Annotated in this window: 23 protein-coding genes and 1 pseudogene; 17 read left to right on the top strand and 7 right to left on the bottom strand. The window is 71.5% G+C overall.

Annotation, left to right across the window (positions count from 1 at the left end; genetic code table 11):
• The first annotated feature begins 8 nt into the window (after nt 1-8).
• Nucleotides 9-614: an RDD family protein gene (locus ACQEWB_RS13470; protein ID WP_432830473.1), complete on the top strand. Its 606-nt coding sequence runs from the start codon at nt 9-11 to the stop codon at nt 612-614.
• Here ACQEWB_RS13470 and ACQEWB_RS13475 read toward each other — a convergent pair.
• On the bottom strand, nt 574-1,359 hold the full coding sequence (locus ACQEWB_RS13475; protein WP_432830475.1) for an endo alpha-1,4 polygalactosaminidase: 786 nt from the start codon (nt 1,357-1,359) through the stop codon (nt 574-576). The genes ACQEWB_RS13470 and ACQEWB_RS13475 overlap by 41 nt on opposite strands.
• Before the next feature lie 295 nt (nt 1,360-1,654).
• Here ACQEWB_RS13475 and ACQEWB_RS13480 point away from each other — a divergent pair, with 295 nt between their 5' ends.
• The 3 genes and pseudogenes from ACQEWB_RS13480 to sucB all read left to right on the top strand — a co-directional run bounded on the left by ACQEWB_RS13480 (nt 1,655) and on the right by sucB (nt 6,724).
• Nucleotides 1,655-3,190 (top strand): leucyl aminopeptidase, encoded by a 1,536-nt coding sequence (locus ACQEWB_RS13480; RefSeq protein ID WP_432830477.1) that lies wholly within the window; start codon nt 1,655-1,657, stop codon nt 3,188-3,190.
• Between the two features lie 282 nt (nt 3,191-3,472).
• Entirely contained in the window at nt 3,473-4,861 is a 1,389-nt protein-coding gene (gene lpdA, locus ACQEWB_RS13485; RefSeq protein ID WP_432830479.1) for a dihydrolipoyl dehydrogenase, read from the top strand.
• Between the two features lie 79 nt (nt 4,862-4,940).
• Nucleotides 4,941-6,724 (top strand): annotated as a pseudogene (gene sucB / locus ACQEWB_RS13490) (2-oxoglutarate dehydrogenase, E2 component, dihydrolipoamide succinyltransferase).
• A gap of 83 nt (nt 6,725-6,807) precedes the next feature.
• Here sucB and ACQEWB_RS13495 read toward each other — a convergent pair.
• The gene (locus ACQEWB_RS13495; protein ID WP_432830481.1) at nt 6,808-7,590 is read right to left on the bottom strand and encodes a hypothetical protein; all 783 of its coding nucleotides are present in this window, start codon (nt 7,588-7,590) and stop codon (nt 6,808-6,810) included.
• A gap of 257 nt (nt 7,591-7,847) precedes the next feature.
• Between ACQEWB_RS13495 and ACQEWB_RS13500 the strand changes: the two genes are divergently transcribed.
• The 5 genes from ACQEWB_RS13500 to ACQEWB_RS13520 all read left to right on the top strand — a co-directional run bounded on the left by ACQEWB_RS13500 (nt 7,848) and on the right by ACQEWB_RS13520 (nt 13,964).
• Entirely contained in the window at nt 7,848-8,471 is a 624-nt protein-coding gene (locus tag ACQEWB_RS13500) for a GntR family transcriptional regulator (protein ID WP_432830484.1), read from the top strand.
• A 252-nt stretch (nt 8,472-8,723) separates the two neighbouring features.
• The gene (aceE, locus tag ACQEWB_RS13505) at nt 8,724-11,429 is read left to right on the top strand and encodes a pyruvate dehydrogenase (acetyl-transferring), homodimeric type (RefSeq protein WP_432830486.1); all 2,706 of its coding nucleotides are present in this window, start codon (nt 8,724-8,726) and stop codon (nt 11,427-11,429) included.
• 156 nt (nt 11,430-11,585) lie between these two features.
• Nucleotides 11,586-12,377 (top strand): hypothetical protein, encoded by a 792-nt coding sequence (locus tag ACQEWB_RS13510; protein ID WP_432830488.1) that lies wholly within the window; start codon nt 11,586-11,588, stop codon nt 12,375-12,377.
• A 37-nt stretch (nt 12,378-12,414) separates the two neighbouring features.
• Nucleotides 12,415-13,389, top strand: a complete 975-nt coding sequence (locus tag ACQEWB_RS13515; protein WP_432830490.1) for a helix-turn-helix transcriptional regulator — start codon at nt 12,415-12,417, stop codon at nt 13,387-13,389.
• A gap of 56 nt (nt 13,390-13,445) precedes the next feature.
• Nucleotides 13,446-13,964 (top strand): DUF4240 domain-containing protein, encoded by a 519-nt coding sequence (locus tag ACQEWB_RS13520; protein ID WP_432843795.1) that lies wholly within the window; start codon nt 13,446-13,448, stop codon nt 13,962-13,964.
• Between the two features lie 3 nt (nt 13,965-13,967).
• On the opposite strand, the gene ACQEWB_RS13525 is transcribed toward ACQEWB_RS13520, so the two are convergent.
• Nucleotides 13,968-14,201 carry a hypothetical protein gene (locus ACQEWB_RS13525; protein ID WP_432830492.1) on the bottom strand — a complete coding sequence of 78 codons (234 nt, stop codon included), beginning with the start codon at nt 14,199-14,201 and terminating at the stop codon, nt 13,968-13,970.
• A gap of 101 nt (nt 14,202-14,302) precedes the next feature.
• Entirely contained in the window at nt 14,303-15,310 is a 1,008-nt protein-coding gene (locus tag ACQEWB_RS13530) for a methyltransferase (protein ID WP_432830494.1), read from the bottom strand.
• 249 nt (nt 15,311-15,559) lie between these two features.
• Here ACQEWB_RS13530 and ACQEWB_RS13535 point away from each other — a divergent pair, with 249 nt between their 5' ends.
• Complete coding sequence (locus ACQEWB_RS13535; RefSeq protein WP_432830496.1) at nt 15,560-16,690, top strand: lipid II:glycine glycyltransferase FemX; 1,131 nt, start codon at nt 15,560-15,562, stop codon at nt 16,688-16,690.
• A 12-nt stretch (nt 16,691-16,702) separates the two neighbouring features.
• On the opposite strand, the gene ACQEWB_RS13540 is transcribed toward ACQEWB_RS13535, so the two are convergent.
• Nucleotides 16,703-17,452, bottom strand: a complete 750-nt coding sequence (locus ACQEWB_RS13540; RefSeq protein WP_432843797.1) for a peptidoglycan recognition protein family protein — start codon at nt 17,450-17,452, stop codon at nt 16,703-16,705.
• A gap of 334 nt (nt 17,453-17,786) precedes the next feature.
• On the opposite strand from ACQEWB_RS13540, the gene ACQEWB_RS13545 reads away from it, so the two are divergent.
• Nucleotides 17,787-18,971, top strand: coding sequence for a MarP family serine protease (locus ACQEWB_RS13545; RefSeq protein WP_432830498.1), 1,185 nt, complete (start codon nt 17,787-17,789; stop codon nt 18,969-18,971).
• A 15-nt stretch (nt 18,972-18,986) separates the two neighbouring features.
• Here ACQEWB_RS13545 and ACQEWB_RS13550 read toward each other — a convergent pair whose 3' ends face one another.
• The gene (locus ACQEWB_RS13550; protein ID WP_432830500.1) at nt 18,987-19,475 is read right to left on the bottom strand and encodes an N-acetyltransferase family protein; all 489 of its coding nucleotides are present in this window, start codon (nt 19,473-19,475) and stop codon (nt 18,987-18,989) included.
• Between the two features lie 73 nt (nt 19,476-19,548).
• Here ACQEWB_RS13550 and ACQEWB_RS13555 point away from each other — a divergent pair, with 73 nt between their 5' ends.
• Together ACQEWB_RS13555 and ACQEWB_RS13560 are read left to right on the top strand one after the other, a co-directional pair.
• The gene (locus ACQEWB_RS13555; protein ID WP_432830502.1) at nt 19,549-20,442 is read left to right on the top strand and encodes a TIGR01777 family oxidoreductase; all 894 of its coding nucleotides are present in this window, start codon (nt 19,549-19,551) and stop codon (nt 20,440-20,442) included.
• A 207-nt stretch (nt 20,443-20,649) separates the two neighbouring features.
• A complete protein-coding gene (locus ACQEWB_RS13560; RefSeq protein WP_432830504.1) occupies nt 20,650-21,999 on the top strand; it encodes an NAD(P)/FAD-dependent oxidoreductase in 1,350 nt (449 codons plus the stop codon).
• A 10-nt stretch (nt 22,000-22,009) separates the two neighbouring features.
• Here the strand turns inward: ACQEWB_RS13560 and ACQEWB_RS13565 are convergent, their stop codons facing one another.
• Complete coding sequence (locus tag ACQEWB_RS13565; RefSeq protein WP_432830506.1) at nt 22,010-23,446, bottom strand: regulator; 1,437 nt, start codon at nt 23,444-23,446, stop codon at nt 22,010-22,012.
• A 254-nt stretch (nt 23,447-23,700) separates the two neighbouring features.
• On the opposite strand from ACQEWB_RS13565, the gene lipB reads away from it, so the two are divergent.
• The 4 genes from lipB (at nt 23,701) to ACQEWB_RS13585 (ending at nt 26,792) form a co-directional block, all read left to right on the top strand.
• Nucleotides 23,701-24,501, top strand: coding sequence for a lipoyl(octanoyl) transferase LipB (gene lipB / locus ACQEWB_RS13570; RefSeq protein ID WP_432830508.1), 801 nt, complete (start codon nt 23,701-23,703; stop codon nt 24,499-24,501).
• 74 nt (nt 24,502-24,575) lie between these two features.
• Nucleotides 24,576-25,565, top strand: coding sequence for a lipoyl synthase (gene lipA, locus ACQEWB_RS13575; RefSeq protein WP_432830510.1), 990 nt, complete (start codon nt 24,576-24,578; stop codon nt 25,563-25,565).
• Between the two features lie 255 nt (nt 25,566-25,820).
• Nucleotides 25,821-26,021, top strand: a complete 201-nt coding sequence (locus ACQEWB_RS13580; RefSeq protein ID WP_432830512.1) for an SCO2195 family GlnR-regulated protein — start codon at nt 25,821-25,823, stop codon at nt 26,019-26,021.
• A 69-nt stretch (nt 26,022-26,090) separates the two neighbouring features.
• On the top strand, nt 26,091-26,792 hold the full coding sequence (locus ACQEWB_RS13585; protein WP_432830514.1) for a DUF4191 domain-containing protein: 702 nt from the start codon (nt 26,091-26,093) through the stop codon (nt 26,790-26,792).
• Nucleotides 26,793-26,800 lie beyond the last annotated feature (8 nt).

Below are 26,800 nucleotides of genomic sequence, written 5' to 3' on the forward strand. Positions count from 1 at the left end.
GGATGTTCGTGCCGAAGCTGCGTCGTGCCATGGCCTGGTTCATCGACTTCGCGCTGGTGCTGACGCTGGCCGCCGGGCTGGCCGTGCTCACCTTCCACCGGATAGCCGGGCTCGTCACCGACATGCCCGAGATCGCCACCCGTGGCGGCCTCGACCTGCTGTTCTCGCACGGTGACGTGATCGGCGCCTCGGCGGACCTCGGGCTCTCGATGTGGCGCACGGCGGTCCGCGCCACCGAGGAGGCCATCGGCGCGCTGGTCGTGGCCACCTTCCTCTACCAGTGGGGCTGCCTCACCTTCGCCGGCCGCACCATCGGCAAGGGTCTGCTCGGCCTGAAGGTCACCCCGAGCGCGCCTCGACGGGCCGCCGTGCGTGCGCTGGTCACCACGGCCGCCGACATCGCCGTCTACGCCGTCGCCTGCGTGCTGCTGGTCGAGCGGCAGTTCCTGCTGTCGGTGCTGGTGTGGGCGCTGGCGGTGTTCGTCTTCCTGTTCAACGCGCTGCCGGTGCTCGCCCCCACCCGCCGCTCGCTCGCCGACCGGGTCGCCGGTACGACGGTCACCGGGCTCGGCGTCAGCACGCCCGGCGCCATGCCCCCAGTTCGTACTTCTTGAGCATCGAGCTGAACTTCAGGCGCCGGACCTCCGGGCAGAAGCGGCTCGTCGGCAGCTCGTACTCGACGTGGAAGACGGCCTTGTCCGCCCTGATGAACGGCTTCATGGCCGCGCACTCGTCGTACTGGGCGCACTGTTCGTTGACCGCGAAGTCGAAGTCCCCCACCAGGTCCGGGATTTGGTCGAGGTCGTTCTTCAGGCCGACGGCCATGCCCCGGTCGTGGGCCAGCTTGGCGATCAGGCGGTTGTAGCGGAGCTGGTCGGCGGCGGTGAGCGGGAAGCCGGTGGTGTTCTTGTAGCCGTCCATGTTGTCCGGCTCCACCGCGTCGAAGCCCTTCTTGCGGCACATGTCGAAGCGGGCCGCCATCAGGGGTGCCAGGACGCTCGTCTTCCGGATGTCCAGCCAGCTCTCGCCTTCCCAGCCGTTGCCCTTGCCGATCACCGACCTGGGGAACTTCTTCGCGTCCGGCCGCCAGTCCTCGTAGGCGCCGGTCGAGAGGTAGCAGATGACCTTGCGGCCCTTGCGGTGCAGCGCGGTCACCGTCGACCTGGGCTGGTCGAAGCCGTCGATGTCGTAGACCGGCACGTCGACGGAGGTGTCGACCTTCTTGCCGCTGAGCTGCCACTGCCAGGCGACGCCGGGGCGCGGCTGCCAGCGCTTGCCGGACGACCCGGAGTCGGACACGGAGCTGCATCCCGCCAGCAGGAGGGCGAGGGCGACGAGCAGCAGGGCGGGGCGTTTCAAGGGGTGAGCTCCAGGGTGTCGTACAGGGTTCTCCCAGGATGATCTCCGATGCCGGGCACCGTCCGGCAAGGCCCCGTCGGGATATCCGCATGGCCATGGCGCAACTCACAGGTGAATGGCAGTGGGAATGAGCCGGGGCACGCGCGCGCGTAGGCTCAGCCGGAGTGTTCGCCGTACCGGGGAAGGCCCCGCTGGAACCGCCGCCAGAGGTTCGACTTAGGGTCGGCCGTCGGGCCCGGTCGACCCACACCGATCGACCACTGGAACTTCACATCGGAAGCGAGATTTCACCACCGTGACTGCTCTCACTCTCAGCACCGCCGCGGCGCCCGGCCTGCGGGCCGACGCGATCGTCGTCGGTGTCGCCAAGGGCGCCAAGGGCCCGGTAGTCGCCCCCGGCGCCGAGGCCGTCGACAAGGCCTACGGCGGCAACCTCGCCGGCGTCCTGGAAACCCTCGGTGCCGCGGGCGCCGAGGGCGAGGTGACGAAGCTGCCGGCCCCGTCCGGCTTCAAGACCCCGCTGGTACTGGCGGTCGGCCTCGGCGCCGAGCCCAAGGAGGACTCCGGCTACGACGCGGAAGCCCTCCGCAGGGCCGCCGGCGCCGCGGCCCGCGCCCTCGCCGGCGCCAAGAAGGCCGCCTTCGCCCTGCCGGTCGTGGACGCCTCGGACGTCGGCGCGATCGGCGAGGGCGTGCTCCTGGGCGCGTACTCCTTCGACGCCTACAAGAACAACGCGCCCGCGACGAGCGCCGACAAGGCCAAGAACGGCAAGGCCCCGCTCGCCGAGGCCGCGCTGCTCGGCGCCAAGCCCCGCGACAAGGAGCACAAGGCGGCCGTCGAGCGCGCCACCGCCGTCGCCGAGGAGCTCAACCGCGCCCGCGACCTGATCAACACCCCGCCGAACGACCTCGACCCGGAGGCCTTCGCCGCCGTCGCGACGGCCGCGGCCAAGGAGCACGGCATCAAGGTGCAGGTGCTCGACGAGAAGGCGCTGGAGAAGGGCGGCTACGGCGGCATCCTCGGCGTCGGCGCGGGCTCCGCGGCCGGACCGCGGCTGGTGAAGCTGTCGTACACCTCCTCGAAGGCGAAGAAGCACCTCGCCCTCGTCGGCAAGGGCATCACCTACGACTCGGGCGGCATCTCGCTCAAGCCGGCCGGTCACAACGAGACGATGAAGTGCGACATGAGCGGGGCGGCCGCCGTCTTCGCCGCCGTGGTCGCCGCCGCGCGCCTCGGCCTGGAGGTGAACGTCACCGGCTGGCTGGCGCTCGCCGAGAACATGCCGTCCGGCTCCGCGACCCGTCCCGGTGACGTGCTGCGCATGTACAGCGGCAAGACGGTCGAGGTGCTCAACACCGACGCCGAGGGCCGGCTGGTCCTGGCCGACGCCCTGTGGGCCGCCTCCCAGGAGAAGCCGGACGCCATCGTCGACGTGGCGACCCTCACCGGCGCGATGATGCTGGCGCTGGGCAGCCGGACCTTCGGGATCATGGCCAACGACGACGCCTTCCGCACGGCCGTGCACGAGGCCGCCGAGGAGGTCGGCGAGCCGGCCTGGCCGATGCCGCTCCCGGACCACCTGCGCAAGGGCATGGACTCCCCCACCGCCGACATCGCCAACATGGGCGAGCGGATGGGCGGCGGCCTGGTCGCCGGCCTGTTCCTGAAGGAGTTCGTCGGGGAGGGCATCACCTGGGCCCACCTGGACATCGCCGGACCGGCCTTCAACGAGGGCGGCCCCTTCGGGTACACCCCCAAGGGCGGTACGGGTACGGCGGTACGGACGCTGGTGCGGCTGGCCGAGCTGACCGCGGCGGGCGACCTGGGCTGATATCGCCCTGAGTAGGAGGGGGCTCCGCGCGCGGGTAGGGCGGAGCCCCCTCTGCCATGTCCGCCATGTCCGCCGCCGTGTCCGCTCGACTGAACGTGGGACGTCTCACACACCGGCCCGGCGTCTCGTTCACCCCCGACAAGTGCGAAGATGGGGCACGGCAGGACAGGGCCCCCACCACAGGGCCGAGAAAGAGCGGCCGGACACCAGCCGACCGACCGGTCAACCTCCCGTAGGGGACAAAGGGGTCCGGCGTAGGCGCACATGCATGGAGGACGTGACGTGGCGAACGACGCCAGCACCGTTTTCGACCTAGTGATCCTCGGCGGTGGTAGCGGTGGTTACGCCGCGGCGCTGCGCGGGGCCCAGCTGGGCCTGGACGTCGCCCTGATCGAGAAGGACAAGGTCGGCGGTACCTGCCTGCACCGCGGGTGCATCCCCACCAAGGCCCTGCTGCACGCGGGCGAGATCGCCGACCAGGCCCGCGAGAGCGAGCAGTTCGGTGTGAAGGCCACCTTCGAGGGCATCGACGTACCCGCGGTCCACAAGTACAAGGACGGTGTGATCGCCGGCCTGTACAAGGGCCTGCAGGGTCTCATCGCCTCCCGCAAGGTGACGTACATCGAGGGTGAGGGCCGGCTGTCCTCCCCCACCTCCGTCGACGTGAACGGCCAGCGCGTCCAGGGCCGCCACGTCCTGCTGGCGACCGGCTCGGTGCCGAAGTCGCTGCCGGGCCTGGAGATCGACGGCAACCGCATCATCTCCTCGGACCACGCCCTCGTCCTGGACCGCGTGCCGAAGTCGGCGATCGTCCTCGGCGGCGGTGTCATCGGCGTCGAGTTCGCCTCCGCCTGGAAGTCCTTCGGGACCGACATCACGATCATCGAGGGCCTCAAGCACCTGGCCCCCCTCGAGGACGAGAACTCCTCCAAGCTTCTTGAGCGCGCCTTCCGCAAGCGCGGCATCAAGTTCAACCTGGGCACCTTCTTCCAGAAGGCCGAGTACACCGCCGACGGCGTCAAGGTCACCCTCGTCGACGGCAAGGAGTTCGAGGCCGAGCTCCTGCTGGTCGCGGTGGGCCGCGGACCCGTCTCCGCCGGTCTCGGCTACGAGGAGCAGGGCGTCGCGATGGACCGCGGCTACGTCCTGGTCGACGAGTACATGCGCACCAACGTGCCCACCATCTCCGCCGTCGGCGACCTCGTCCCGACCCTCCAGCTCGCGCACGTCGGCTTCGCCGAGGGCATCCTGGTGGCGGAGCGACTGGCCGGTCTCAAGACCGTCCCGATCGACTACGACGGTGTCCCCCGCGTGACCTACTGCCACCCGGAGGTCGCCTCCGTCGGTATCACCGAGGCCAAGGCCAAGGAGATCTACGGTGCGGACAAGGTCGTCGCGCTGAAGTACAACCTCGCGGGCAACGGCAAGAGCAAGATCCTGAACACCGCGGGCGAGATCAAGCTCGTCCAGGTCAAGGACGGTGCCGTGGTCGGCGTCCACATGGTCGGCGACCGCATGGGCGAGCAGGTTGGCGAAGCCCAGCTGATCTACAACTGGGAGGCGCTGCCCGCCGAGGTCGCCCAGCTCATCCACGCCCACCCGACGCAGAACGAGGCGATGGGCGAGGCCCACCTGGCCCTGGCCGGCAAGCCGCTGCACTCGCACGACTGACCCTCGGTCGACGAAGCGACCCCGTTCGCTACTTCGCGACGACACAGACTTCCGCAATTCGTAAGGAGCAACCGAAACCATGGCGGTTTCCGTAACCCTTCCGGCGCTCGGCGAGAGCGTCACCGAGGGCACTGTCACCCGCTGGCTGAAGGCCGAGGGAGAGCGCGTCGAGGCCGACGAGCCGCTGCTCGAGGTTTCGACCGACAAGGTCGACACCGAGATCCCCTCGCCCGCCGCCGGTGTCCTCGCGTCCATCAAGGTCGCCGAGGACGAGACCGTTGAGGTCGGCGCCGAGCTGGCCGTCATCGACGACGGCACGGGCGCGCCCGCTGCCGCTCCGGCCCCTGCTGCCGAGCCGGCTCCGGCCGCTGCCCCGGCACCGGTCGCCGAGGCCCCGGCCGCCCCGGCCCCCGCCCCTGCGGCTCCGGCCGCCCCCGCCGCGGCCCCGGCCGGTGGCGCGTCCGGCACCGACGTGGTCCTCCCGGCGCTCGGCGAGTCCGTCACCGAGGGCACCGTGACCCGCTGGCTGAAGCAGGTCGGCGAGGAGGTCTCCGAGGACGAGCCCCTGCTCGAGGTCTCCACGGACAAGGTCGACACCGAGATCCCGGCGCCCGTCGCCGGTGTCCTGCTGGAGATCGTGGTCGGCGAGGACGAGACCGCCGAGGTCGGCGCCAAGCTCGCCGTCATCGGCGCCCCGGGTGCCGCTCCGGCGGCTGCCCCGGCCCCGGCCGCTCCGGCTCCGGCCCCCGCGGCTCCGGCGCCCGCCGCCGCTGCCCCGGCTCCGGCCGCCCCCGTGGCGCCGCCGGCCCCGGCTCCGGCGCCTGCCGCTCCGGTCGCCGCGCCCGCCCCGGTCGCCGCCGCCCCGGCCCCCGCGCCGGTCGCCCCGGCTCCGGTCGCCCCGGCCGCTCCCGCCGCGGGTGCCACCGACGAGGGCGCCTACGTCACCCCGCTGGTGCGCAAGCTCGCCGCCGAGAACGGCGTCGACCTGTCCACCGTCAAGGGCACCGGCGTCGGCGGCCGCGTCCGCAAGCAGGACGTCATCGCCGCCGCCGAGGCCGCGAAGGCCGCCGCCGCGGCTCCGGCCCCGCGGCCGCCGCTGCCGCCCCGGCCGCGAAGAAGGCGCCGACCCTGGAGGCCTCCCCCCTCCGTGGCCAGACCGTCAAGATGCCGCGCATCCGCAAGGTCATCGGCGACAACATGGTCAAGGCGCTGCACGAGCAGGCGCAGCTGTCCTCGGTCGTCGAGGTCGACGTCACGCGTCTGATGAAGCTGCGTGCCCGGGCCAAGGACGCGTTCGCGTCCCGTGAGGGCGTCAAGCTCTCCCCGATGCCGTTCTTCGTCAAGGCCGCGGCCCAGGCGCTGAAGGCGCACGCGCCGATCAACGCCAAGATCAACGAGGGCGAAGGCACGATCACCTACTTCGACACCGAGAACATCGGTATCGCGGTGGACTCCGAGAAGGGCCTGATGACCCCGGTCATCAAGCACGCGGGCGACCTCAACCTCGCCGGCATCGCGAAGGCCACGGCGGAGCTGGCCGGCAAGGTCCGCGCCAACAAGATCACGCCGGACGAGCTGTCCGGCGCGACCTTCACCATCTCCAACACCGGATCGCGCGGTGCGCTCTTCGACACGATCATCGTGCCGCCGGGCCAGGTCGCGATCCTCGGCATCGGCGCCACGGTCAAGCGCCCGGCCGTCCTGGAGACGGAAGAGGGCACGGTCATCGCCGTTCGCGACATGACCTACCTGACCCTCTCCTACGACCACCGGCTGGTGGACGGCGCCGACGCGGCCCGTTACCTGACGGCGGTCAAGGCGATCCTGGAGGCGGGCGAGTTCGAGGTCGAGCTCGGCCTGTAGGACTCGTAACGACCCGTAGGGCTCGTAACGATGCGCCCCCGTCCGGAACTTCCGGACGGGGGCGCAGTCGTACGACGGGTCGGTCAGTGCGGCCTGAGCGTGTGGTCGCTCCACGCCCACAGCGTCTCCACCCACACGTTCGGGATGTCCAGGTGGGGTGCGTACGTCAGGTGGCGGGTGCGGTAGGCGTGCAGGACGTCGTAGGTGGCGTCGAGGCAGTCGCGGGAGGTGAGGTCGCCGGTCTTCGGGTCGACGCCGACCAGGAAGCCGCGGTTCTCGACGGTGCGGATCATCTTCCAGGCGTTGTTCACGTCACTGGTCGAGGACGAGACACAGCGGTAACGGCTGTACGGGTGCGTCGACTTGCCGGGGTAGTGCGCGTCCCGGGACATCTCGCTGAGCATGCGGTCGTACGACCCCTGCGCGTGCCAGGCGCCGATGTAGCCGCCGGGCGGGGTGTAGAGCTTGTTTGAGGGGTTCTCGACGGCGCCGTACACCCACTTGTTCGTCCCCGTGATCCGGAAGCCCCAGCCCACGTGGCCGAACTTCTGCGCGCCGTCCGGCTTGACGAAGACGCAGGCGCCGCCGGGGCCGGCGGGCTGCCTGGCGGCGGACGTGAGCGCGCCGGACATGCCCTTGATCTCCGTACCGCTGTTGGTCTCCGTGCCGGTGTTCGTCTCCGTGCCGGTGTTCGTCTCCGTGTCGGTGGCCGGGCTCGCGGTGACCGTCGGTTTGCCGTCGTCGCCCGCCGACCACGGCATCTTCGGGTCGCACCCCGCGAGCGCCAGGGCCAGGCCGACGCCCGCGCCGATCACCACCGTCGAGATCATCCAGGCCCGCTGGTTGCTCCGCTGCCGAGTGTTCATGCCATCCCCCTGGCGTTGCAGAAGCTCCCCGCTCGGGAACTTCCTGCCGACCCCGACGGCAGGGGCAGGGCAACGGGTTCTCCCTGTGACACGGCGGTGACGCCTCCGGGCCGTACCCGGTACGGGTCTTTACAGGGGGCCCGGATCTGCAGGGCGTGTAAGTCTCGTCTCACCTGCATGAAAGCGCCCCCGTGCGCCCCTCCTGGACGGGCCCGCGGCCTTATTGTCTAAACGTCAAACGCCCTTAAGGAGCTCTCATGACCGCGCCCGTCGTCCACTCGCTGCGCGAACAGATCCGCGAGCACATCGTGGAGGGGATCGTCAGCGGGCGCTGGAAGCCGGGCGAGCGGATCGTGGAGCGGCGGATCGCGACCGAGCTGGAGGTCAGCCAGACGCCGGTGCGGGAGGCGTTGCGCGAGCTGGAGTCGCTACGGCTGATCGAGTCCGCGCCGAACAAGGGCGTGCGGGTGCGGAACCTGACCGCGGCCGACCTGGAGGAGAGCTACCCGGTCCGGGCCGGGCTCGAGGCCATCGCCGCCGAGCTGGCGGCCGAGCGGCTCGCGCAGGACTGCTCGGCGCTGGAGCCGCATGTCGCCGCCCTGTACGAGGCCGACCGCGCGGCGGACGGCACGGGCCAGGTGCGGCACACCGTCGGCTTCCACCGCGAACTGGTGCGGGCCGCGGGCAACTCCGTGCTGCTGCACACCTGGGAGGGCCTGGGCATCGAGGTCTTCACGGCACTGTCGATCCGCTGGCTGGGGACCGTTCAGCAGTCGTACGCGGAGGAGCACGAGGAGCTGGTGCAGGCGTTCCGCAGGCGGGACCCGAGGATCCCGGAACTGGTGAAGGCGCACGTCCTGGGCTGCGCGCCGCGAGCCTGAGCGCAACCTCGCTCACCTGCGGAAACCCGCGGAAAACGCGGCACCGGGTGCCTGCCCGAAAGACACCCCGTGCCTACTTTCTCGTAATCGAGAAGTTTTGCCCTTGAACCCTTTGATCGATCATCGATCAGCGAGTTATTGTCGCCGACGGGCCTGCACCCGGGCCCTCCGCCCTGTCCTGCCAAAGACAAAGGGCAACCCCGAAACCCTGCCTGATTGAGGGAACCCCCTTCGACTGAGGAAGGCGGCGACATGACCGACCCCATCGCCATCCAGCCGAGCGAGCTCGACCAGCTCCCCGACCGGGACCCCGAGGAGACCGCCGAATGGCAGGCCTCCCTGGACGCGGTCGCCAAGGCGGCCGGCCCGCACCGTGCCGCGTACCTGATGCGCCGCACGCTGGAGAGGGCGGAGGGCAACGGCATCGCGCTGCCGAAGCTCCTCGAGACCAACTACGTCAACACCATCCCCACCGCCGCCGAGCCGGGCGTGCCCGGTGACGAGGAGATGGAGCGCCGGATCACCGCGTGGAACCGCTGGAACGCGGCCGCGATGGTCTCCCGGGGCAGCAAACACGGCGTCGGCGGCCACATCGCCACCTTCGCCTCCGCGGCCTGGCTCTACGAGACCGGCTTCAACCACTTCTTCAAGGGCAAGGAGGCCGACGGGTCCGGCGACCAGCTCTACATCCAGGGCCACGCCTCCCCCGGCATCTACGCCCGCGCCTTCCTCGACGGCCGCCTGACCGAGGCGCACCTCGACAACTTCCGCCAGGAGGCGGGCGGGGGCGGCCTCCCGTCGTACCCGCACCCGCGGCGGCTGCCCTGGCTGTGGGAGTTCCCGACGGTGAGCATGGGCCTCGGCCCGCTGTCGGCGATCTACCAGGCGCGTTTCAACCGCTATCTCACGGCGCGCAACATCAAGGACGTCTCGTCCTCCCACGTCTGGGCCTTCCTGGGCGACGGCGAGATGGACGAGCCGGAGTCGACGGCCGCACTCGCACTCGCGAGCCGCGAGGGCCTCGACAACCTCACCTTCGTCATCAACTGCAACCTCCAGCGCCTCGACGGCCCGGTCCGCGCGAACTTCAAGATCGTGCAGGAGCTGGAGGCCCAGTTCCGCGGCGCCGGCTGGAACGTCGTGAAGTCGCTGTGGGGTACGGCGTGGGACGAGCTGTTCCAGCTCGACACCACGGGTGCGCTGGTACGACGGCTGCGCCAGGTGCCGGACGCCCAGGTGCAGACGTACCAGACGCGCGACGCGGCCTACATCCGCCAGGACTTCTTCGGGGCCGACCCCGCGCTGGCCGAGATGGCGAAGCTGCTGAGCGACGACAAGATCCTCGAGTGCTTCCACCTCTCCCGCGGTGGTCACGAGGCGCGCAAGGTGTACGCCGCCTACAAGGCCGCGCTCGACCACAAGGGCGCCCCGACCGTGATCCTGGCGCAGACCGTCAAGGGCTTCACGCTGGGTGAGGGCTTCGCGTCGAAGAACGCCAACCACCAGATGAAGAAGCTGACGACGGACGAGTTCAAGCAGATGCGTGACCTGCTCGAACTCCCCATCAAGGACAGCGACTTCGTCGACGGCGTGGTCCCCTACGGCCACCCGGGCGCCGACTCCCCCGAGGTCCGCTACCTCCAGGAGCGCCGCGCGGCCCTCGGCGGCCCGGCCCCCGCGCGCCGGACGCACGCCCTGGCGCCCCTCCCCGCCCCGGCCGACAAGACGTTCGCGTCCTTCGACAAGGGCTCGGGCACCCAGAACCTGGCCACCACCATGGCCTTCGTCCGCCTGGTCAAGGACCTGGTCCGCGACAAGGAGACGGGGAAGCGCTGGGTGCCGATCGTCCCCGACGAGGCGCGCACCTTCGGCATGGAGTCGCTCTTCCCGTCCCTCGGGATCTACTCCCCCAAGGGCCAGACGTACGAGCCGGTCGACCGCGACCAGCTGATGTACTACAAGGAGGCCAAGAACGGCCAGATCCTCAACGAGGGGATCACCGAGGCCGGTTCGATGGCCGACTTCATCGCCGTGTCGACCGCGTACTCCACGCACGGCGAAGCGATGATCCCGTTCTACATCTTCTACTCGATGTTCGGCTGGCAGCGCACGGCCGACCAGATGTGGCAGCTCGGCGACCAGCTGGGCCGCGGCTTCCTGGTGGGCGCGACGGCCGGTCGTACGACCCTCACCGGTGAGGGCCTCCAGCACGCCGACGGCCACTCCCCCGTCATCGCCGCGACCAACCCGGCGGCGCTGACGTACGACCCCGCGTTCGCGTACGAAGTGGCGACGATCGTCAAGGACGGTCTGCGCCGTATGTACGGCGAGGCGGCGCCGGGCGAGGACCCGAACGTCTTCTACTACCTCACCGTCTACAACGAGCCGCTCCCGCAGCCCGCGAAGCCCACCGGCCTCGGCATCGACGAGGGCATCGTCAAGGGCCTGTACCGCTTCAGCACGGCGGAGTCGGCGGGCCTGAACGTGGCCGCCGCCAACGCCCCGCGCATCCAGCTGCTGGGCTCCGGCACGGCGATCCACTGGACGATCGAGGCGCAGCGGCTGCTCGCCGAGGAGTGGGGCGTGGCCGCCGACGTCTGGTCGGCGACCTCCTGGACGGAGCTGCGCCGGGACGCCCTGGACGCCGACGCGGCCCTGCTGCGCGGCGAGGAGCGGGTGCCGTACGTCCGCCAGGCGCTGCACGGCGCCGAGGGCCCGGTGCTCGCGGTCTCCGACTACATGCGCCAGGTCCCCGACCAGATCGCGCAGTGGGTCGAGCAGGACTACTCCTCCCTGGGCGCCGACGGCTTCGGCCTCTCCGACACCCGCGAGGCGGCCCGCCGCCACTTCGGCGTCGACGCCCAGTCGATCGTCGTGGCTGCCTTGGCCCAGCTGGCCCGCCGCGGCGAGGTCAAGGCGACGGCGGTGAAGGAGGCGCGGGAGAAGTACGGCCTGTAGGCCCGACGCTCGCCCGAACGGCCCGGTCGGTGGACATCCACCGACCGGGCCGTTCGGCGTATGGGCCGGCGGGCCGCGCTGTGCTGCACTGGGTCGGGGACCTGTGGACGGGGGCAGGCCGTGTGGGCGTCCGAGACGAGGCGACGGCGGTACGTCGTGGCGCGGTACTTCACGTCGCCGGCGGTGCGCTACAGGCTTGCGATCACGCGACCGGTGGTCGGCAGCTTCTTCTTCAGCGGCGCGGTCATCGCCTCTCTGATGTTCACCTGGGGCAGCCTCCCCTTGTGGCTCAACCCGCTGCTCGCCTTGGCCGGCTGGCTGGGGCTGCCGGTCGCGTTGAGCGCCTTCGCCACCTGCACCCACGATCTCGCACTGCGACGCTGGACCCGGCCGGCCGTCGAGAGGCAGCTGGACCGCTGGCTGGAGCAGTCGCTCGACGCCGTCCTCGCGACAGCCGCTCCGCCCGTGCGCCGGGGTTCGCAGGCCGATGCGGTTCCGGTCCCGGAAACCTTTCGGGTCCATGGAATCGACTACGGCGCCCACGGCCGCAGCCGCCTCGGCACGGACCGGGTCAGACGGTTCGAGACCTACGTCGTGGTCGTGGTGCGGCAGATCCCGGGGCGCGTATTCACGTTTCGATATGAACTCGACATGCGCAGCGGGGCATTCCGCGGGCTGGGCTACCGATCCTGTCCGCGGGACACCGTCACGGGGGCCGCGATCCAGGTCTCCGGTCGGCAGACGGGTGCCTGTATCAGGGACTGCAGTCAGGGGTCGCTGCCTGTCATCCGGTGGGCAAGCTGGAAACTGGGCCCGGACGACGATCTGACCTCGGTGATCGTCGATCTGTGCGTCGGCGAGGACAGGGACTGGCAGCGCGCGGGCACGGCCTCACTGCGGGCGCGCGCCGAGCAGGTCTGCCGGGAGATGGCCACCGGTATGCCGTAGCCCTCGCGTTGTCAGTGGGCCCCGGCATCATGGCCGTATGCGCGCTGCCCGCCTCATCAAGATGGTGCTCCTGCTCCAGTCCCGGCCCTCCATGACCGCCGCCGAGCTGGCCGGGGAGTTGGAGGTGTCCGAGCGGACCGTCACCCGGGATGCGCAGGCGTTGTCGGAGGCGGGGGTTCCGGTGTACGCGGATCGGGGGCGGGCCGGGGGGTATCGGCTGGTCGGCGGGTATCGGACCCGGCTGACGGGGCTGGCGCGCGGTGAGGCCGAGGCGTTGTTCCTGAGCGGGGTGCCGGGGGCGCTGCGCGAGATGGGGCTGGAGGATGCCGCCTCGGCCGCCCGGCTGAAGGTGTCGGCGGCGCTTCTGCCGTCCCTGCGGGACGCCTCCCGTACGGCGGCCCAGCGCTTCCATCTGGACGCGCCCAACTGGTTCACGGAACCCAAGGCACCCGAGCTGCTGCCCGCCGTCGCGGACGCGGTGTGGGACGACCGCCGGGTCACCGCGCGCTACCGGAGCCGGGAGGCCGAGGTGGAGCGGGAGCTGGAGCCGTACGGGCTCGTGCTCAAGGCGGGCGTCTGGTACGTGTGCGCGCGGGTCGTCGAGGGCGGTTCCTTCCGGGTGTACCGGATCGACCGGTTCACGGCGGTGGAGGCCTCCGCCGACCGGTTCGTACGGGACGAGGAGTTCGACCTGCCCGGTTTCTGGGAGGAGCGGGCCGAGCAGTTCGCGCGGTCGATCCTGCAGGCCGAGGTCGTGGTGCGGCTCTCCGAGGACGGGGTGCGGAGACTGCCGTACGCCGTCGATCCGGCGTCCGCCCGGGAGGCGCTGGCAGTGGCGGACGAGCCGGACGGGGACGGGTGGCTGACCCTGACACTTCCGGTGGAGTCCGAGAAGGTCGCCCACTCGCAGCTCGCGGGGCTCGGCCCCGAAGTGGAGGTGCTGGCTCCGGAGAGCCTGCGGGCGCGTTTCGCCGAGGACGCGATACGACTGGGCCGCCTGTACGGGACATAACAATCCGCCGCACTCCACGTGCGCCCCACCCGCCCAGGGCCGATGCTGGACCCGTGATGGACGAGACGGAGTTCTGGGAGCTGGTGGACGCCACCCGCGAGGCCGCCGAGGGCGACCCCGAGGAGCAGGCCGACCTGCTCGTGGACCGGCTGCTTCAGCTGGACCCGGACATGGTGCTCGACTTCGCCCGTCACTTCGAGGCCCGCTACAACCGCGCGTACACCTGGGACCTGTGGGGCGCCGCCTGGGTGCTGCTCGACGGGGCCAGCGACGACGCCTTCGACTTCTTCCGGTGCTGGCTGATCGGGCAGGGGCGTGAGGTGTACGAGGGTGCGGTGCACCAGCCGGACACGCTGGCCGACCTGCTCGACGACTTCGACGAGGAGCTGGACGGCGACGGCGAGGAGCTGGGCTACTCCGCCGACGAGGCCTACGAACAGCTCACCGGCGCCGTCGCCCCCGACCTGGGCATCCCCCCGGCCGCCTCCGAACCGGAGGGCACCCCGGTCGACTTCGAGAACGACGGGGCGCTGGCCGAGCGGTATCCCAAGCTGTGGGAACGGTTCAGGGACTGACGCTCAGGCCGCTGCCGTACGCCTGCGGGTCTGGTCCGACGGGATGTACGCCTGCGTCTGGTCGGCCTTCACCGCGTGGTGCATCGGTGCCGCGTTGGCCTGGTCGAGGGCGGTCGCGGTGACCGCGGCCGGGCCCAGGACGACCGCGGCTGCCGCGCAGAGAGCCGCCCAGGGGCCGTAGGTCGTGCGGACCCAACCGGTCTGCTTCTCCGTGGTGTTGGTGTGACTGCTGTTCATCTTCCCCACCTCCAGTCAGTGCGTGTGCATGACGATAGGGAGGCGACCAAGGGGAGTCCGGTGAGGCGCCTACGAGAAACCTGTGAGCGCGGATCAACCGCTCACGCGGTCACCGCCTCGACCACCGACAGTACGGTCGGCGTCGGCAGCACGTGGGTGAGGCGCAGGCCGGCCGCGGTGAACAGGTCCGTGAAGTCGGCCTCGGTGCGCTCGCGGCCCACCAGGGAGGCCATCAGCAGCAGGTCGAGCGTCTTGGCCTGGTGGGGTGCGTTGTCCCGGGGCACCACCGCGTCGACGACCAGGATCCGGCCGCCCGGTGCCATGGCCCGTCGGCAGTGGTCCAGGATCGTGACGCACCGGTCGTCCTCCCAGTCGTGCAGGATGCGCTTGAGGAGGTAGGCGTCCCCGGCGGGCGCGCCGGTGAAGAAGTCGCCCTCGGCGAGGCTCCAGCGGCCGGTGGTGTCGTCGGTGTCGAGGCGGTGTCCGGCGAGGACGTGCGGCTGGTCGTACAGGACGCCCTTCAGGCCCGGGTGCCGGCGCAGCACTTCGAGGAGCAGGCCGCCGTGGCCGCCGCCGACGTCGACGACGGTGCCGGTGGCGGGGAGTTCGCAGGCGGCGGCGACGGGTTCGTTCTCCGGGTCGGACATCGCGGCCATGCCGTTGTGGAAGACGGCCGCGGTCTCCTCGTCCCGGGCGAAGTGGTCGAAGAACGGCACCCCGAAGATGCCCTCGAAGGCCGAGGTCCCCTCGGTCAGGCAGCGGGCCATCTCGGCGGCCGGCCACCACATGGTGCGGTCGGTGTTCATGAGGACCGCCGAACGCACCGAGAACGGGGCGTCGGTGCGCAGCGCGTCGCCGGCCGCCGTCAGACCGAAGCGGCCCTCCCCGTCCTCCTCGAAGACCCCGCGGGTGGCGAGCAGCCGTAGCACCCGGTGCAGGTTGCGCGCGTCCGTGCCGGTGGCGGCGGCCAGTTCGCGGGGTGAGCGGGGGCCGTCGGCGAGGTGGTCCGCGACCCCGACGGCCGCCGCCGCCCGCAGCGCGGCCGGGAAGAGGAAACCGAGTGACTCGTCGATGAGGAATGCCGCGGAACCGCGCGAATCGGTCGTCATGGGCTCAAGGATGACGGCCGACCGGCCGCGCGCGGTCCGGCACGTGTGCGCCGTTCGGGGGCTCACGGAAGCAGAGGTACGGGGCACGGTCGGCGCACCCGGAAGGGTGCACCGGGGGACGAAAGCCGCCCGCGCGTCGGCGGGCGTTCACCTGGGCGCAGGCGTGGGTGCAGTTCACAGCCGTGGACTCTTGACCGGCCCCGAGATCCCCGGCTTACGGTGGCCGCCCCGAACAGGAGCACCCTGCCCATGACCAGCCTGTCCGTACAGGAGATCACGCGCGAGGAACATCTGGCCCAGCTGCGGCTGTATCCGGACGCGAGCCATCTCCAGATACCCGAGTGGGCCGATGTGAAGCCGGGCTGGCGGGCGGAGAGCGTCGGCTGGTTCGAGGGGAAGCTGCTGCTCGCGGTGGCGCTGGTGCTGTACCGGCAACTGCCCGGCACCCGGCGCCATCTGGCCTACGTCCCGGACGGGCCCGCGATCGACTGGCGGGCGCCGCGCCTCGAGCGGTGGCTGGATCCGCTCGTCGCGCACGTGGAGGAGCGCGGGGCGTTCTCGCTGCGGATCGGGCCGCCGCTGGTGGTCCGGCACTGGGAGGCGGCGACCGTGACGGCGGGGATCGCCGACCCCGACGTACGCCATCTGCACGATCTGGCCACCGACGGCCTCGACGGGTACGCGCTGGACGCGGCCGAGCGGCTGGGGCGGCTCGGGTGGCGGCGGTGTGCGGAGGACGAGGAGGACAGCGGGTTCGGGCTGGGGCAGCCGCGGTACGGGTGTCATGTACCGCTGGCCGGGCGGTCGGTGGACGACCTGAGCGACGGCCTCGCGCCGCACTGGGAGAAGGCGTTGCGGACGTCCGAGATGTCGGGGGTGCGGGTCGGCTGGGGCTCGGGCGCCGACCTCCCCGACTTCCACCGCCTCTACACCGCGACCGCCGCCCGCGACGGCTTCAAGGCCCGTCCGCTGGACTACTTCCAGCGCATGTGGCGGGCGCTGAACGCGGAGGACGACGACCGGCTGCGGCTGTATCTCGCCGAGCACGACGGCGAGGTCCTCTCCGCCGCGCTCATGATCAACGTCGGCAACCGGTCCTGGCACTCGTACGCCGCCTCCGGCCGCCGGGGGCGTGAACTGCGGCCCAGCAGCGCCCTGTTGTGGCGGATGCTGTGCGACGCGCGGTCGTCCGGCGCCGACACCTACGACCTGCGCTCGATCACGCCCCATCTCACCGAGGCCCGGCTGCTGGGGCGGCTGACCTTCAAGACGGGGGCGGGCGGCCGGGCGGTGGAGTACCTCGGCGAGTGGGAACGGCCGGTGGGCAGCCAGGGGAAGACGCTTCAGCGGGCGTTGGGGATCTATCTCGGGCGCAGGTGAGGACGCCCGCGGTCACGGGGTCCTGCCCTGGAGCCGCGCCGCCAGTTCCCTGATCTCCGGCAGGCGGGCCGTGAGGGCGGCGCCCGGGCAGCTGGTCATGTAGCCGTCGTTGTGGCCGGCCAGGGCGGGCAGGGTCGCCGTCGTGCCGGAGTGGTAGCGGCTGAGGTTGTTGCTGGAGGTCAGGCGGACCTTGGTGCGCGGGTCGACGTCGGCCAGGCCCAGCTTCCAGGCGGCCAGCGCGGCGATCGCGTCGGTCATCGCCTTGGGGACCGGGACGCCCGCCGTGAAGGTGCCGAGGGCGGCGATGCCGGCCGTGCGGTGGTTGAAGCCCTGGGTGTGGGCGCCGGTGACGGGGCGGTCGACGCCGCCGGCCCGGCCCTCGTAGATGGTGCCGCACCTGTCGACGAGGAAGTTGTAGCCGATGTCGTCCCAGTTCCGGGCGCCGGTCTGGCCGGCGTAGAGGTAGCGGATGATGCGGGGCGCGTCGGCGCAGGCGTACCCGTTGGGCGAGTCGGTGTGGTGGACGAAGACCGCGACGACCTTGTCGTCGTAGCGCGGTGGCGGCTGGACGTGCCGGGCGAGGTCGTCCAGCCAGACCGAGCGGGGCACGATACGGGGCTTGGTGGCGGCGTGCCGGGCGACCGCGGGCCGGGCCACGACGGCCGGCGCGGCGGCCCGGGAAGCGGTGGAGTGCTCGACCCCGTCCACGCACAGCACCAGGCCGACGACTGCGGCGAGCCCCGGCAGACAGGCGACCAGCACCCGCACGGCACGGGGCACCGGCCGCCGTGGACGCGGGCGGCGCCCGGCCCGCCGTATCCGCACCGCACGGGGCACCAGCCCCGCGCGCCGCCGTATTCGCGCCGCACTCCGTCTTCGTGCCCCCCGCACTCTTCGGACACGCATGGCTCCACTCTCGGCCGTATCCCCTCCGCCCGCGATGTGTGCTGTGCCACCCGGTGGAACCATCGTCCTGGTCCGAGACGTTTTTCCGGGTGCACGCACGCGTGGCCCGCTCCGGTGGAAACCACGCGCGCGTGGCTGATCACTGGGCCCGTCCCACGCGTATTAGGGGATCTGAGAGAGAGGCGGCTCCGTGGACCTGCTCGACATCCTGCTGATGCTGGTGGTTCTGGCCTACGCGGCATCCGGCTACCGGCGCGGACTGGTCGCCGGGTGTGTCTCGCTCGCCGGGTTCGTGGGCGGCGCGGTCATCGGTGTGTGGGTGCTGCCCTGGATGATGGACCTGGTGACGGCGGGCACCACGAGCGCGACGGTCACCGCGGTGCTGACCGTGCTGGTCCCGGCGGTGGTGGGGCACGAGCTGGCCGGGCGGCTGGCGCTCAGGCTGCGGCGGGAGCTGGACCAGGGACCGCTCAGGGTCGCCGACGGCATCGGCGGGGCCGCGGCCAACTCGATCGCCGTGCTGATCGTGGCCTGGGTCGCCGCGAGCGTCCTCGGCGCCTCCTCGTCCCCGCTGGTGACCAACTCCATCCAGGACTCGACGCTGCTGCGCTCCGTGCAGAACCTCATGCCGGACACCACACCGACCTGGTTCTCGCGGGCCACCTCCGCGCTCACCCAGGCGGGCTTCCCGCAGGTCTTCAACCCGTTCGAGAACGAGTCGACGGCCGAGGTCGCCAAGCCCACCGGCGACAGCGTCACCGCGAGGGCGACGAACGCCGCCAAGCTGAGCACCGTGAAGATCGAGGGCGTCTCGGGCAACCAGGGCCGCGAGGGCAGCGGGTTCGTGTACGCGCGCGAGCATGTGATGACCAACGCGCACGTGGTGGCCGGCATCGACGCCCCCACCGTGCGCATCGGCGGGGTCGGACGGTCGTACGAGGCACGGGTGGTGCTCTTCGACCCGGACAAGGACGTGGCCGTGCTGTACGTGCCCGGCCTTGACGCGCCGATCCTGAAGTTCGACGGCAGCGCCGAGCGCGGCGACTCCGCGGTGGTCGCCGGCTATCCGCAGGACGGCGACCTCAACCTCCAGGCGGCGACCGTCGCCAACCGGGTCCGGGCGAACGGCCAGAACATCTACAGCGACTCCACGGTGACCCGCGAGATCTACTCGATCCGCTCCACGGTCCGCCCCGGCAACTCCGGCGGCCCGCTCCTCACCACCTCCGGCAAGGTCTACGGCGTCGTCTTCGCCCGCTCGACCTCCGACAACGAGACCGGTTACGTCCTGACCGCCGCCGAGGTCTCCTCCGACGCCACCCGCGCGGCGAACGCCACGGCGGCGGTGGACACGGGCGATCTGGTCACGTCGTAGGCCCCGCCGGGCGGGTCAGAGGCTGCACCCCATGAGGACGTCGTCCACGTACTCGCCCTCCAGCAGGAACTCGCCGGGCAGGATGCCCTCCACCACGAACCCCTCGGCCTCGTAGAGCCGCCGGGCCGGGGTGTTGTGGCCCAGGACGCGCAGGGTGAGCCGGCGTGCGCCCTGGCGGCGGGCCTCGTCCCGCACGGCCCGCAGCAGCGCCCGCCCGACCCCGGCGCCACGCGCCTCCTCGGCGACGACGAGCCCCTGGATCTGCCGGACATGGGCGTTGCAGACGAGCGGCGTCGGATAGCCCAGCCGGATGTAGCCGACGACCGCACCGTCGAGCTCGGCGACCATGTGGTCCCGGGGCCCGAACCGCTCGTTGTAGAAGGGCTCGTACGGCGGCTGGGGCCGCGGCTGTACGGAGTGCAGCGGGGACCAGGTGACGCGGTCGAGGCGGCCCAGCGCCTCCTCGTCGTCGAGGCCGGCGTGACGTATGTGCGGAGCTTGCATGAGCGCCAGCCTAAGGGGCGCGCGGCCGGTACCCGACGGCGTTTTTACGCAGGTACGGAGCAGAATGACCCGCATGGAACGATCCCGAATCGCGGTGGCCGGTGCGTCCGGACTGATCGGCGGCGCCCTGGTGCGGTCCCTGACCGGCGACGGGCACGAGGTGGTGCGCCTGGTGCGCCACGAGCCCCGGTCGAAGAACGAGGTCCGCTGGGACCCGGAGGGCAAGCGGGTGGACGCGGCCGGGCTGGCCGGCTGCGACGCCGTGGTCAACCTCGCGGGCGCGGGCGTCGGCGACCGCCGCTGGACGGACACCTACAAGGCGCGGATCCGCTCCAGCCGGGTGCTCGGCACCACGGCCCTGGCCGAGGCGATCGCCGCCCTGGACGAGAGGCCGCGGGTGTTCGTGAACGGCAGCGCGATGGGGTACTACGGCGAGACCGGCGACCGGGTCGTCGACGAGGACGCGCCGGCCGGCAGCGGCTTCCTGCCCGAGGTGTGCGTCGAGTGGGAGGGCGCGGCGGCGCCCGCGCAGGCGGCGGGCGTACGGACCGCGTTCGTGCGCACGGGGCTCGTGGTCGCCCGCGGGGGCGGCGCCTGGGGGAAGCTGTTCCCGCTGTTCAAGGCCGGGCTCGGGGGGCGGATGGGCGACGGATGCCAGTACTGGTCGTATGTCTCGCTGCACGACGAGGTGGCCGCGATCCGGCATCTCATCGACACCGACGGGCTGTCCGGGCCGTTCAACGTGACCGCGCCGACCCCGCTGACGAACCGTGAGATCACCGCGGCGATGGGGCGCGTGCTGCACCGGCCGACGCTGTTCACGGTGCCGGCGCCGGTGCTGCGGACGGTGCTCGGCGAGATGGCCGGGGATGTGCTGGGCAGCGCGCGGGTGGTGCCGAAGCGGCTGCTGGAGTCCGGGTTCACGTTCGCGTTCCCGGACATCGAGGCGGCGATCCGGGCGGCGTAGCGGTGGCCCCGGGCGCGGAGGCCTGACGCCGGGCGTCAAGAGCCGGACGTACCAACGACCGTATGCGACCGTTGTGCGACCGTGCTCTGTGCATGCGCGACTGTTCTTGACCGATCACGGCCCTAACCTCGACCCGAACTCGGGTATCCCCGGAGCCTGTTGGGGGCATGACGTCTCCACCGGCCGCGCAACCTCGAGGAGGGGCACGTGCTTGAGCCCGCGTACCAGGCGGAAGTGGTCGTCGTGGGGGCCGGGGTGGCCGGCCTGTCGGCGGCGCATCGGCTGACCAGCGCAGGAGTGACAACCATGGTCCTGGAGGCCGCCCCTTGGGTCGGGGGCCGGATGTCGACGGAGAAGGTCGACGGATTCCGGCTCGACCGCATCGGGCAGCTCCTCACAGCGCCTTTCATGGAGTATCCGGACCAACGCCTGACACCAGGCCTCGAAGGGCTGTCACTACGCCCCTTCTCCCCCGGCGTCCTGCTGCACAGCGACGGGCGGCACCACCGGGCGGGCGCCCAGGGCGCGGGGAGCGCGAGGGGCGCACTCCACGCCGTACGCGCCCTGGCGAGCGCCCCCGCGAAGAACGCGCCCCGGGCGAGCGCCCCGCTCGGCAGCGCCGTCGACCAGGCCCGGCTCGGCGCGGCGCTGGCCCGGCTCGCAGGGATGCCGGTCGAACGGCTGCTGGCCCGGCCGGAGTTGCCCGCCGGACAGGCGCTCGCCGCACGCGGAGTCCCCGCCCGTACCGTCGACGGCTTCCTGCGCCCGCTCCTCGCCGCGCTGCTCTGCGACCCCGAGCTGACGACGTCCAGCCGGTGCGCGGACCTCGCGCTGCGCGCCTTCGCGGGCGGGCGGCTGTGCCTGCCGGAGGGCGGCGCCGAGGCAGTGCCGGAGCTGCTGGCCCGCACGCTGCCGCCGGGCACGGTGCACACCGGCGTCCGCGTCACCTCGGTCTCGACCAACTCGGTGACGACGGCGGAGCACGGCGAGATCGGCTGCCGGGCCGTGCTGCTGGCGACCGACGCCCGGGCCGCGGCGGCCCTGCTGCCCGGCCTGCGCGTCCCGGACTTCCACCGGCTGACGGTGGTCCACCACACCACCGACGAGCCGCCTCAGACGGGGGCGGCCCTGCTCCTGGACGCCGACCGGGGCGGCCCGGTGGCCCACACCGCGGTGATCAGCGGGGTCGACCCGACCCGCGCCCCCGAGGGCCGCGCCCTGATCTCCTCGACGATCCTCGGCCCGCCGCCACCGGAACTGGACACCGCCGTCCGCATCCACCTGTCCCGCCTCTACGGCACGTCGACGACCCGCTGGGAGACCCTGGCCGTCCACCACACCCCGGAGGCGGTCCCAGCCATGCGCCCACCGCACGACCTCCGCCGCCCGGTACGCCTCCTGGCGGGCCTGTACGTCTGCGGCGACCACCGGGACACCAGCACGGTCCAGGGAGCGCTGCATTCGGCCCACCGGGCGGCGTCAGCGATCCTGACGGACTTGGAGGCGTCCGGCTCGATGCACAGCGCGGACCCTGTCCCGACAACGCAGGCCGCGTAGAGGTTCGCCCCTACCCCAACGCCGCCACCTTGTCCCGATACCCCCTCACCGGCGCCGAATCCTTGTACGGCTCCAACCGCCGCTCAAAATCCCGCACATACTCGACAGCCCGCACCGACCGCATCTCCGCAGCCGCCCCCGCCGCCTCCGCCCCAAGCGCACAGGCCTGATCCAACTCCCCCAGCCCCAGCCGGGCGGAGGCCAGCACAACCCGGCAGAACAACCGACTGCGCGCGTACGCCGGCGCACGCAACTGAAGCGACCGCTCCGCATGCTGCGCGGCCGCCCGGAACTGCTGAAGATCCCGGTGCGCGTGCCCGAACTCGTCGGCCAGCTGCGCCTCGTCGAAGAACCGCGCCCAGTGCGGGACCTCGTCCCCGGAGCGCGCCGCCTCCAGGGCGCGCTCCGCCCGCACCAGCGAGCCCGTGCAGTTGCGCACCTCCCCGAGCACCCCGTGCCCGCGCGCCTCGGCCGAGTGCAGCAGCGCCTGCACGACCGGCGGCGCGTTGGTCCCCACCCCCTGCTGTGCCACCCGCGCGAGCTGCACGGCCTCCCGCCCGTGGCCGAGATAGACGGCCTGCCGGCTCATGGTGACGAGCACATAGGAGCCGTAGGCCCGGTCGCCGGCGGCCTGCGAGAGCCGCAGCGCCTGCACGAAGTACCGCTGCGCGAGGCCGTGCGCCGCGATGTCGTACGACGTCCAGCCGGCGAGCCTGGTCAGGTCGGCGGCCGCGGCGAACAGCTTGCGGCCGGTCTGCTCGCCGTAGGTGCCGCGCAGCATCGGCTCGCACTCGTGCTCCAGGTAGCGCACCAGGGCCTGGCGGGCGTGGCCGCCGCCGTACATGTTGTCGAGGGTGCGGAACAGCTCGCCGACCGAGCGCAGCGCGGCGATGTCGCCGCCGGTGACCTTCTGGCCGGGTCCGCGCTCGCTGCCCCCACGCTGGCGCGGGACCACCGGGCGGCCCTGGGCCGGGACCTTCACTGGCTGGTCGCCGCGGGCCACCTTGTCGTCGGCGCGGCCGATCAGCCAGTCCCGGCTGGGCACCACGAGCCCGGCCGGGGTGAACGCGATCTTGCGGAGCTCGGCGTGGCTGCCGGAGTCCTTGCGCCACAGCCCGCCGACGATGTCGACGGCCTCCTCCGGGGTGGCGGCGAACTCCAGCCCGGCGTACACCGGGGCGCAGGCGTCGAGCCCCAGGTCCTGGGCGGTGAGGCGGCGGCCGAGGCGCCGCGTGAAGACCTCGGCGATGAGGGCGGGGGTGGTGCCGCGCGGCTGCTGACCACGCAGCCAGCGGGTCACGGAGGTCTTGTCGTATCTCAGATCAAGCCCGTGTTCGAGACCGAGTTGGTCCACGCGACGGGCGAGCCCCGCGTTGGAGAACCCCGCTTCTGCGATGAGCGCGGCGAGCTGGCGGTTGGGAGTGCGCTGCGCGGGTCGTTCCGTCATCTGCGGTGCGGTCTCCTGCCTTTCGGGCCGTCCTGGGGCCGAGCCGGCCTCCTGGCGCCCGGATTGCCTGTGAGCAGCCCTTATGGCCTCTGTGAACGGCGCGAATGTAGCGGAGAGTGAGCAGTCGATCGCACACTTCGACGCTCGTTCATCCGATCGTGTGAGGATTGCCCGCGAGGCTGACGCCAGCGGGGCAGTCGTACAGTGGCGTAGGCACGTTTCGTGCCTTACGACCTTCTAGGGAGGCGCTTGCCGTGAGTGAGCTGCGGTTCGTCCGTATGGGATTCGGTGCCGAGGCCGTGGACTACCAGGTGGCGTGGGACGAGCAGCGCCGGGTGCACGCGGCGCGCTTCGCGGACGAGATCCCGGACACCGTGCTGCTCCTGGAACACCCTCCGGTGTATACGGCCGGACGGCGCACGGCGGACAGCGAGCGGCCCCTGGACGGCACCCCGGTCATCGACGTGGACCGCGGCGGCAAGATCACCTGGCACGGCCCGGGCCAGCTGGTGGGCTACCCGATCCAGCAGCTCCCGCGTCCGGTGGACGTCGTCGCGCACGTACGACGCCTGGAGGAGGCGCTGATCCGCACCTGCGCGGAGTTCGGCGTGGAGACCACCCGGGTCGAGGGCCGCAGCGGGGTGTGGATCCTCGGCGATCCGGTCGAGCAGCGTCCGTCGCTCGGCGGTCTCTCCCTCGACTTCGACCCCCGTCTGCACGACGAGGAGTTCGACCCGCGGATGAACGGCCCGGAGTACGCCCCGTCCAACGCCGGCCAGCGCCGTGAGGACCGGAAGATCGCGGCGATCGGCATCCGGGTGGCCAAGGGCGTCACGATGCACGGCTTCGCGCTGAACGTGAACCCGGACAACAAGTGGTTCGACCGCATCATCCCGTGCGGCATCCGCGACGCGGGCGTCGCCTCGCTCGCCGACGAGCTGGGCCGGGACGTGACGATCGCCGAGGTGCTGCCGGTGGTGGAGCGGCACCTGACGGACGTACTCGAGAACGCGGACCTCCGGCCGAGGGTGATCGAGAAGACACCGGCGGCCTGAACACCGCCGCAGGCTTTCAAATCCACGGGCGTACCCTTGAGCACGCCGAAGAATCAATCGCTAGGGAGCCGGTCGTGTCCGCAGTCGCACCCGACGGACGCAAGATGCTGCGCCTGGAGGTCCGCAACGCTCAGACCCCCATCGAGCGCAAGCCCGAGTGGATCAAGACGCGGGCGAAAATGGGCCCCGAGTACACGAAGATGCAGAACCTCGTGAAGAGCGAGGGCCTGCACACGGTCTGCCAGGAAGCCGGCTGCCCGAACATCTACGAGTGCTGGGAGGACCGCGAGGCAACCTTCCTCATCGGCGGCGACCAGTGCACCCGGCGCTGCGACTTCTGCCAGATCGACACCGGCAAGCCCGAGGCGCTCGACCGTGACGAGCCGCGCCGGGTCGGCGAGTCCGTGGTCACCATGGACCTGAACTACGCCACCATCACCGGCGTCGCCCGCGACGACCTGGCGGACGGCGGCGCCTGGCTGTACGCGGAGACGGTCCGTCAGATCCACCAGCAGACGGCGGAGCGCGAGGCCGGCCGTACGAAGGTGGAGCTGCTCGCCCCCGACTTCAACGCCGTTCCCGAGCAGCTCGAAGAGGTCTTCTCCTCCCGCCCCGAGGTCTTCGCGCACAACGTCGAGACGGTGCCGCGGATCTTCAAGCGCATCCGCCCCGGCTTCCGCTACGACCGTTCGCTGAAGGTCATCACGGCCGCCCGCGACTACGGCCTCGTCACCAAGTCGAACCTCATCCTCGGCATGGGCGAGACCCGCGAGGAGGTCAGCGACGCGCTGCGGCAGCTGCACGAGGCCGGCTGCGAGCTGGTCACCATCACGCAGTACCTGCGCCCGTCCGTGCGCCACCACCCCGTCGAACGCTGGGTGAAGCCGCACGAGTTCGTGGAGCTGAAGGAGGAGGCCGAGCAGATCGGCTTCTCCGGCGTGATGTCCGGCCCGCTGGTCCGGTCCTCGTACCGGGCCGGCCGACTCTACCAGATGGCCATCGAGCTGCGCCAATCAGCTGCTCCGCAGCGGGGAGGAACCTACGTCGCCTCGCAGGCCGTCTGATGGCACGCAGTGCCACCCGGTGCGTGTGAATCCGAGCACAAGTAACTACCGGCCGGTAACGGCCAGTTCGACGCGGTCCTGAACGTCCTCGCAGATGAGGGCGGACATCAGGGCCGCGTCAGCGTTTCCGGCCCTCGTATCAAGGTTTCATTGGTGTTTGACCGGTCGGTCACGCCCTGGTAACACCAAACAGTGACCCTGGAATCACACCACGTGCACTCCCGTCCAGAGCCGTCCCGAGGGGGGACCCCCACTATGCAGGCCGCGCCCGTTCGCGCCACCGCCATCCCGTCGTTCACCGATGCACTGCGTGCAGTCGAGTCGCTGCTCATGAGCGGCGGCCAGCGCACCGCTCGCCGCAACGCCTGGACCTCCGTCCTGGAGGACCGCCGCCGCGCCAAGGACCGGGTCGAGGCGCAGCGCGTCCTCGAGCAGGTCACCACCGTCCGCCACTGACCGGCCCCTCCCCATCCCCGTCGGGCACTGCCGTCGTCGGCACTCCCGGGGCCACGTAGACTGCGGGGCATGGCGAGGAAGGACAACGCGGCGGACGCCGCTAACCCCGGGCGACTGAAGCAGATCGCCCTGACGTACAAGATGACCCGCAAGGCCGACAAGAAGATCGGTCTTGTACTCGCGGCTGTCGGCATCATCACCTTGGGTGTCTTTCTCGCGATCGGTTTCTTGATCGGTCACCCCATCTATCTCGGCATCCTGGGCCTGTTCCTCGCCTTCCTCGCGACGGCGATCGTGTTCGGGCGCCGGGCCGAGCGGGCGGCCTTCGGGCAGATGGAGGGCCAGCCGGGCGCCGCCGCGGCCGTGCTCGACAACATCGGCCGGGGCTGGACCACGACTCCGGCGGTGGCGATGAACCGCAGCCAGGACGTGGTGCACCGGGCCGTCGGCAAGGCCGGCATCGTCCTGGTCGCCGAGGGCAACCCGAACCGGGTGAAGACCCTGGTGGCCGCCGAGAAGAAGAAGATGACCCGCATCGTCGCGGACGTGCCGGTGCACGACATCATCGTCGGCACGGGCGAGGGCCAGGTGGAGCTGAAGAAGGTGCGCACCACCATGCTGAAGCTGCCGCGGGTCCTGACCGGCCCGCAGGTGACGGCCACCAACGACCGGCTGCGCGCACTCGGCGACCTGATGAGCAACATGCCGCTGCCGAAGGGGCCGATGCCGAAGGGCATGAAGCTGCCCAAGGGCGGCGGAAAGGCCCGCTGAATCCTCGT

The sequence above is a fragment of the Streptomyces sp. CA-249302 genome (assembly GCF_050936785.1).
Lineage (GTDB): Bacteria > Actinomycetota > Actinomycetes > Streptomycetales > Streptomycetaceae > Streptomyces.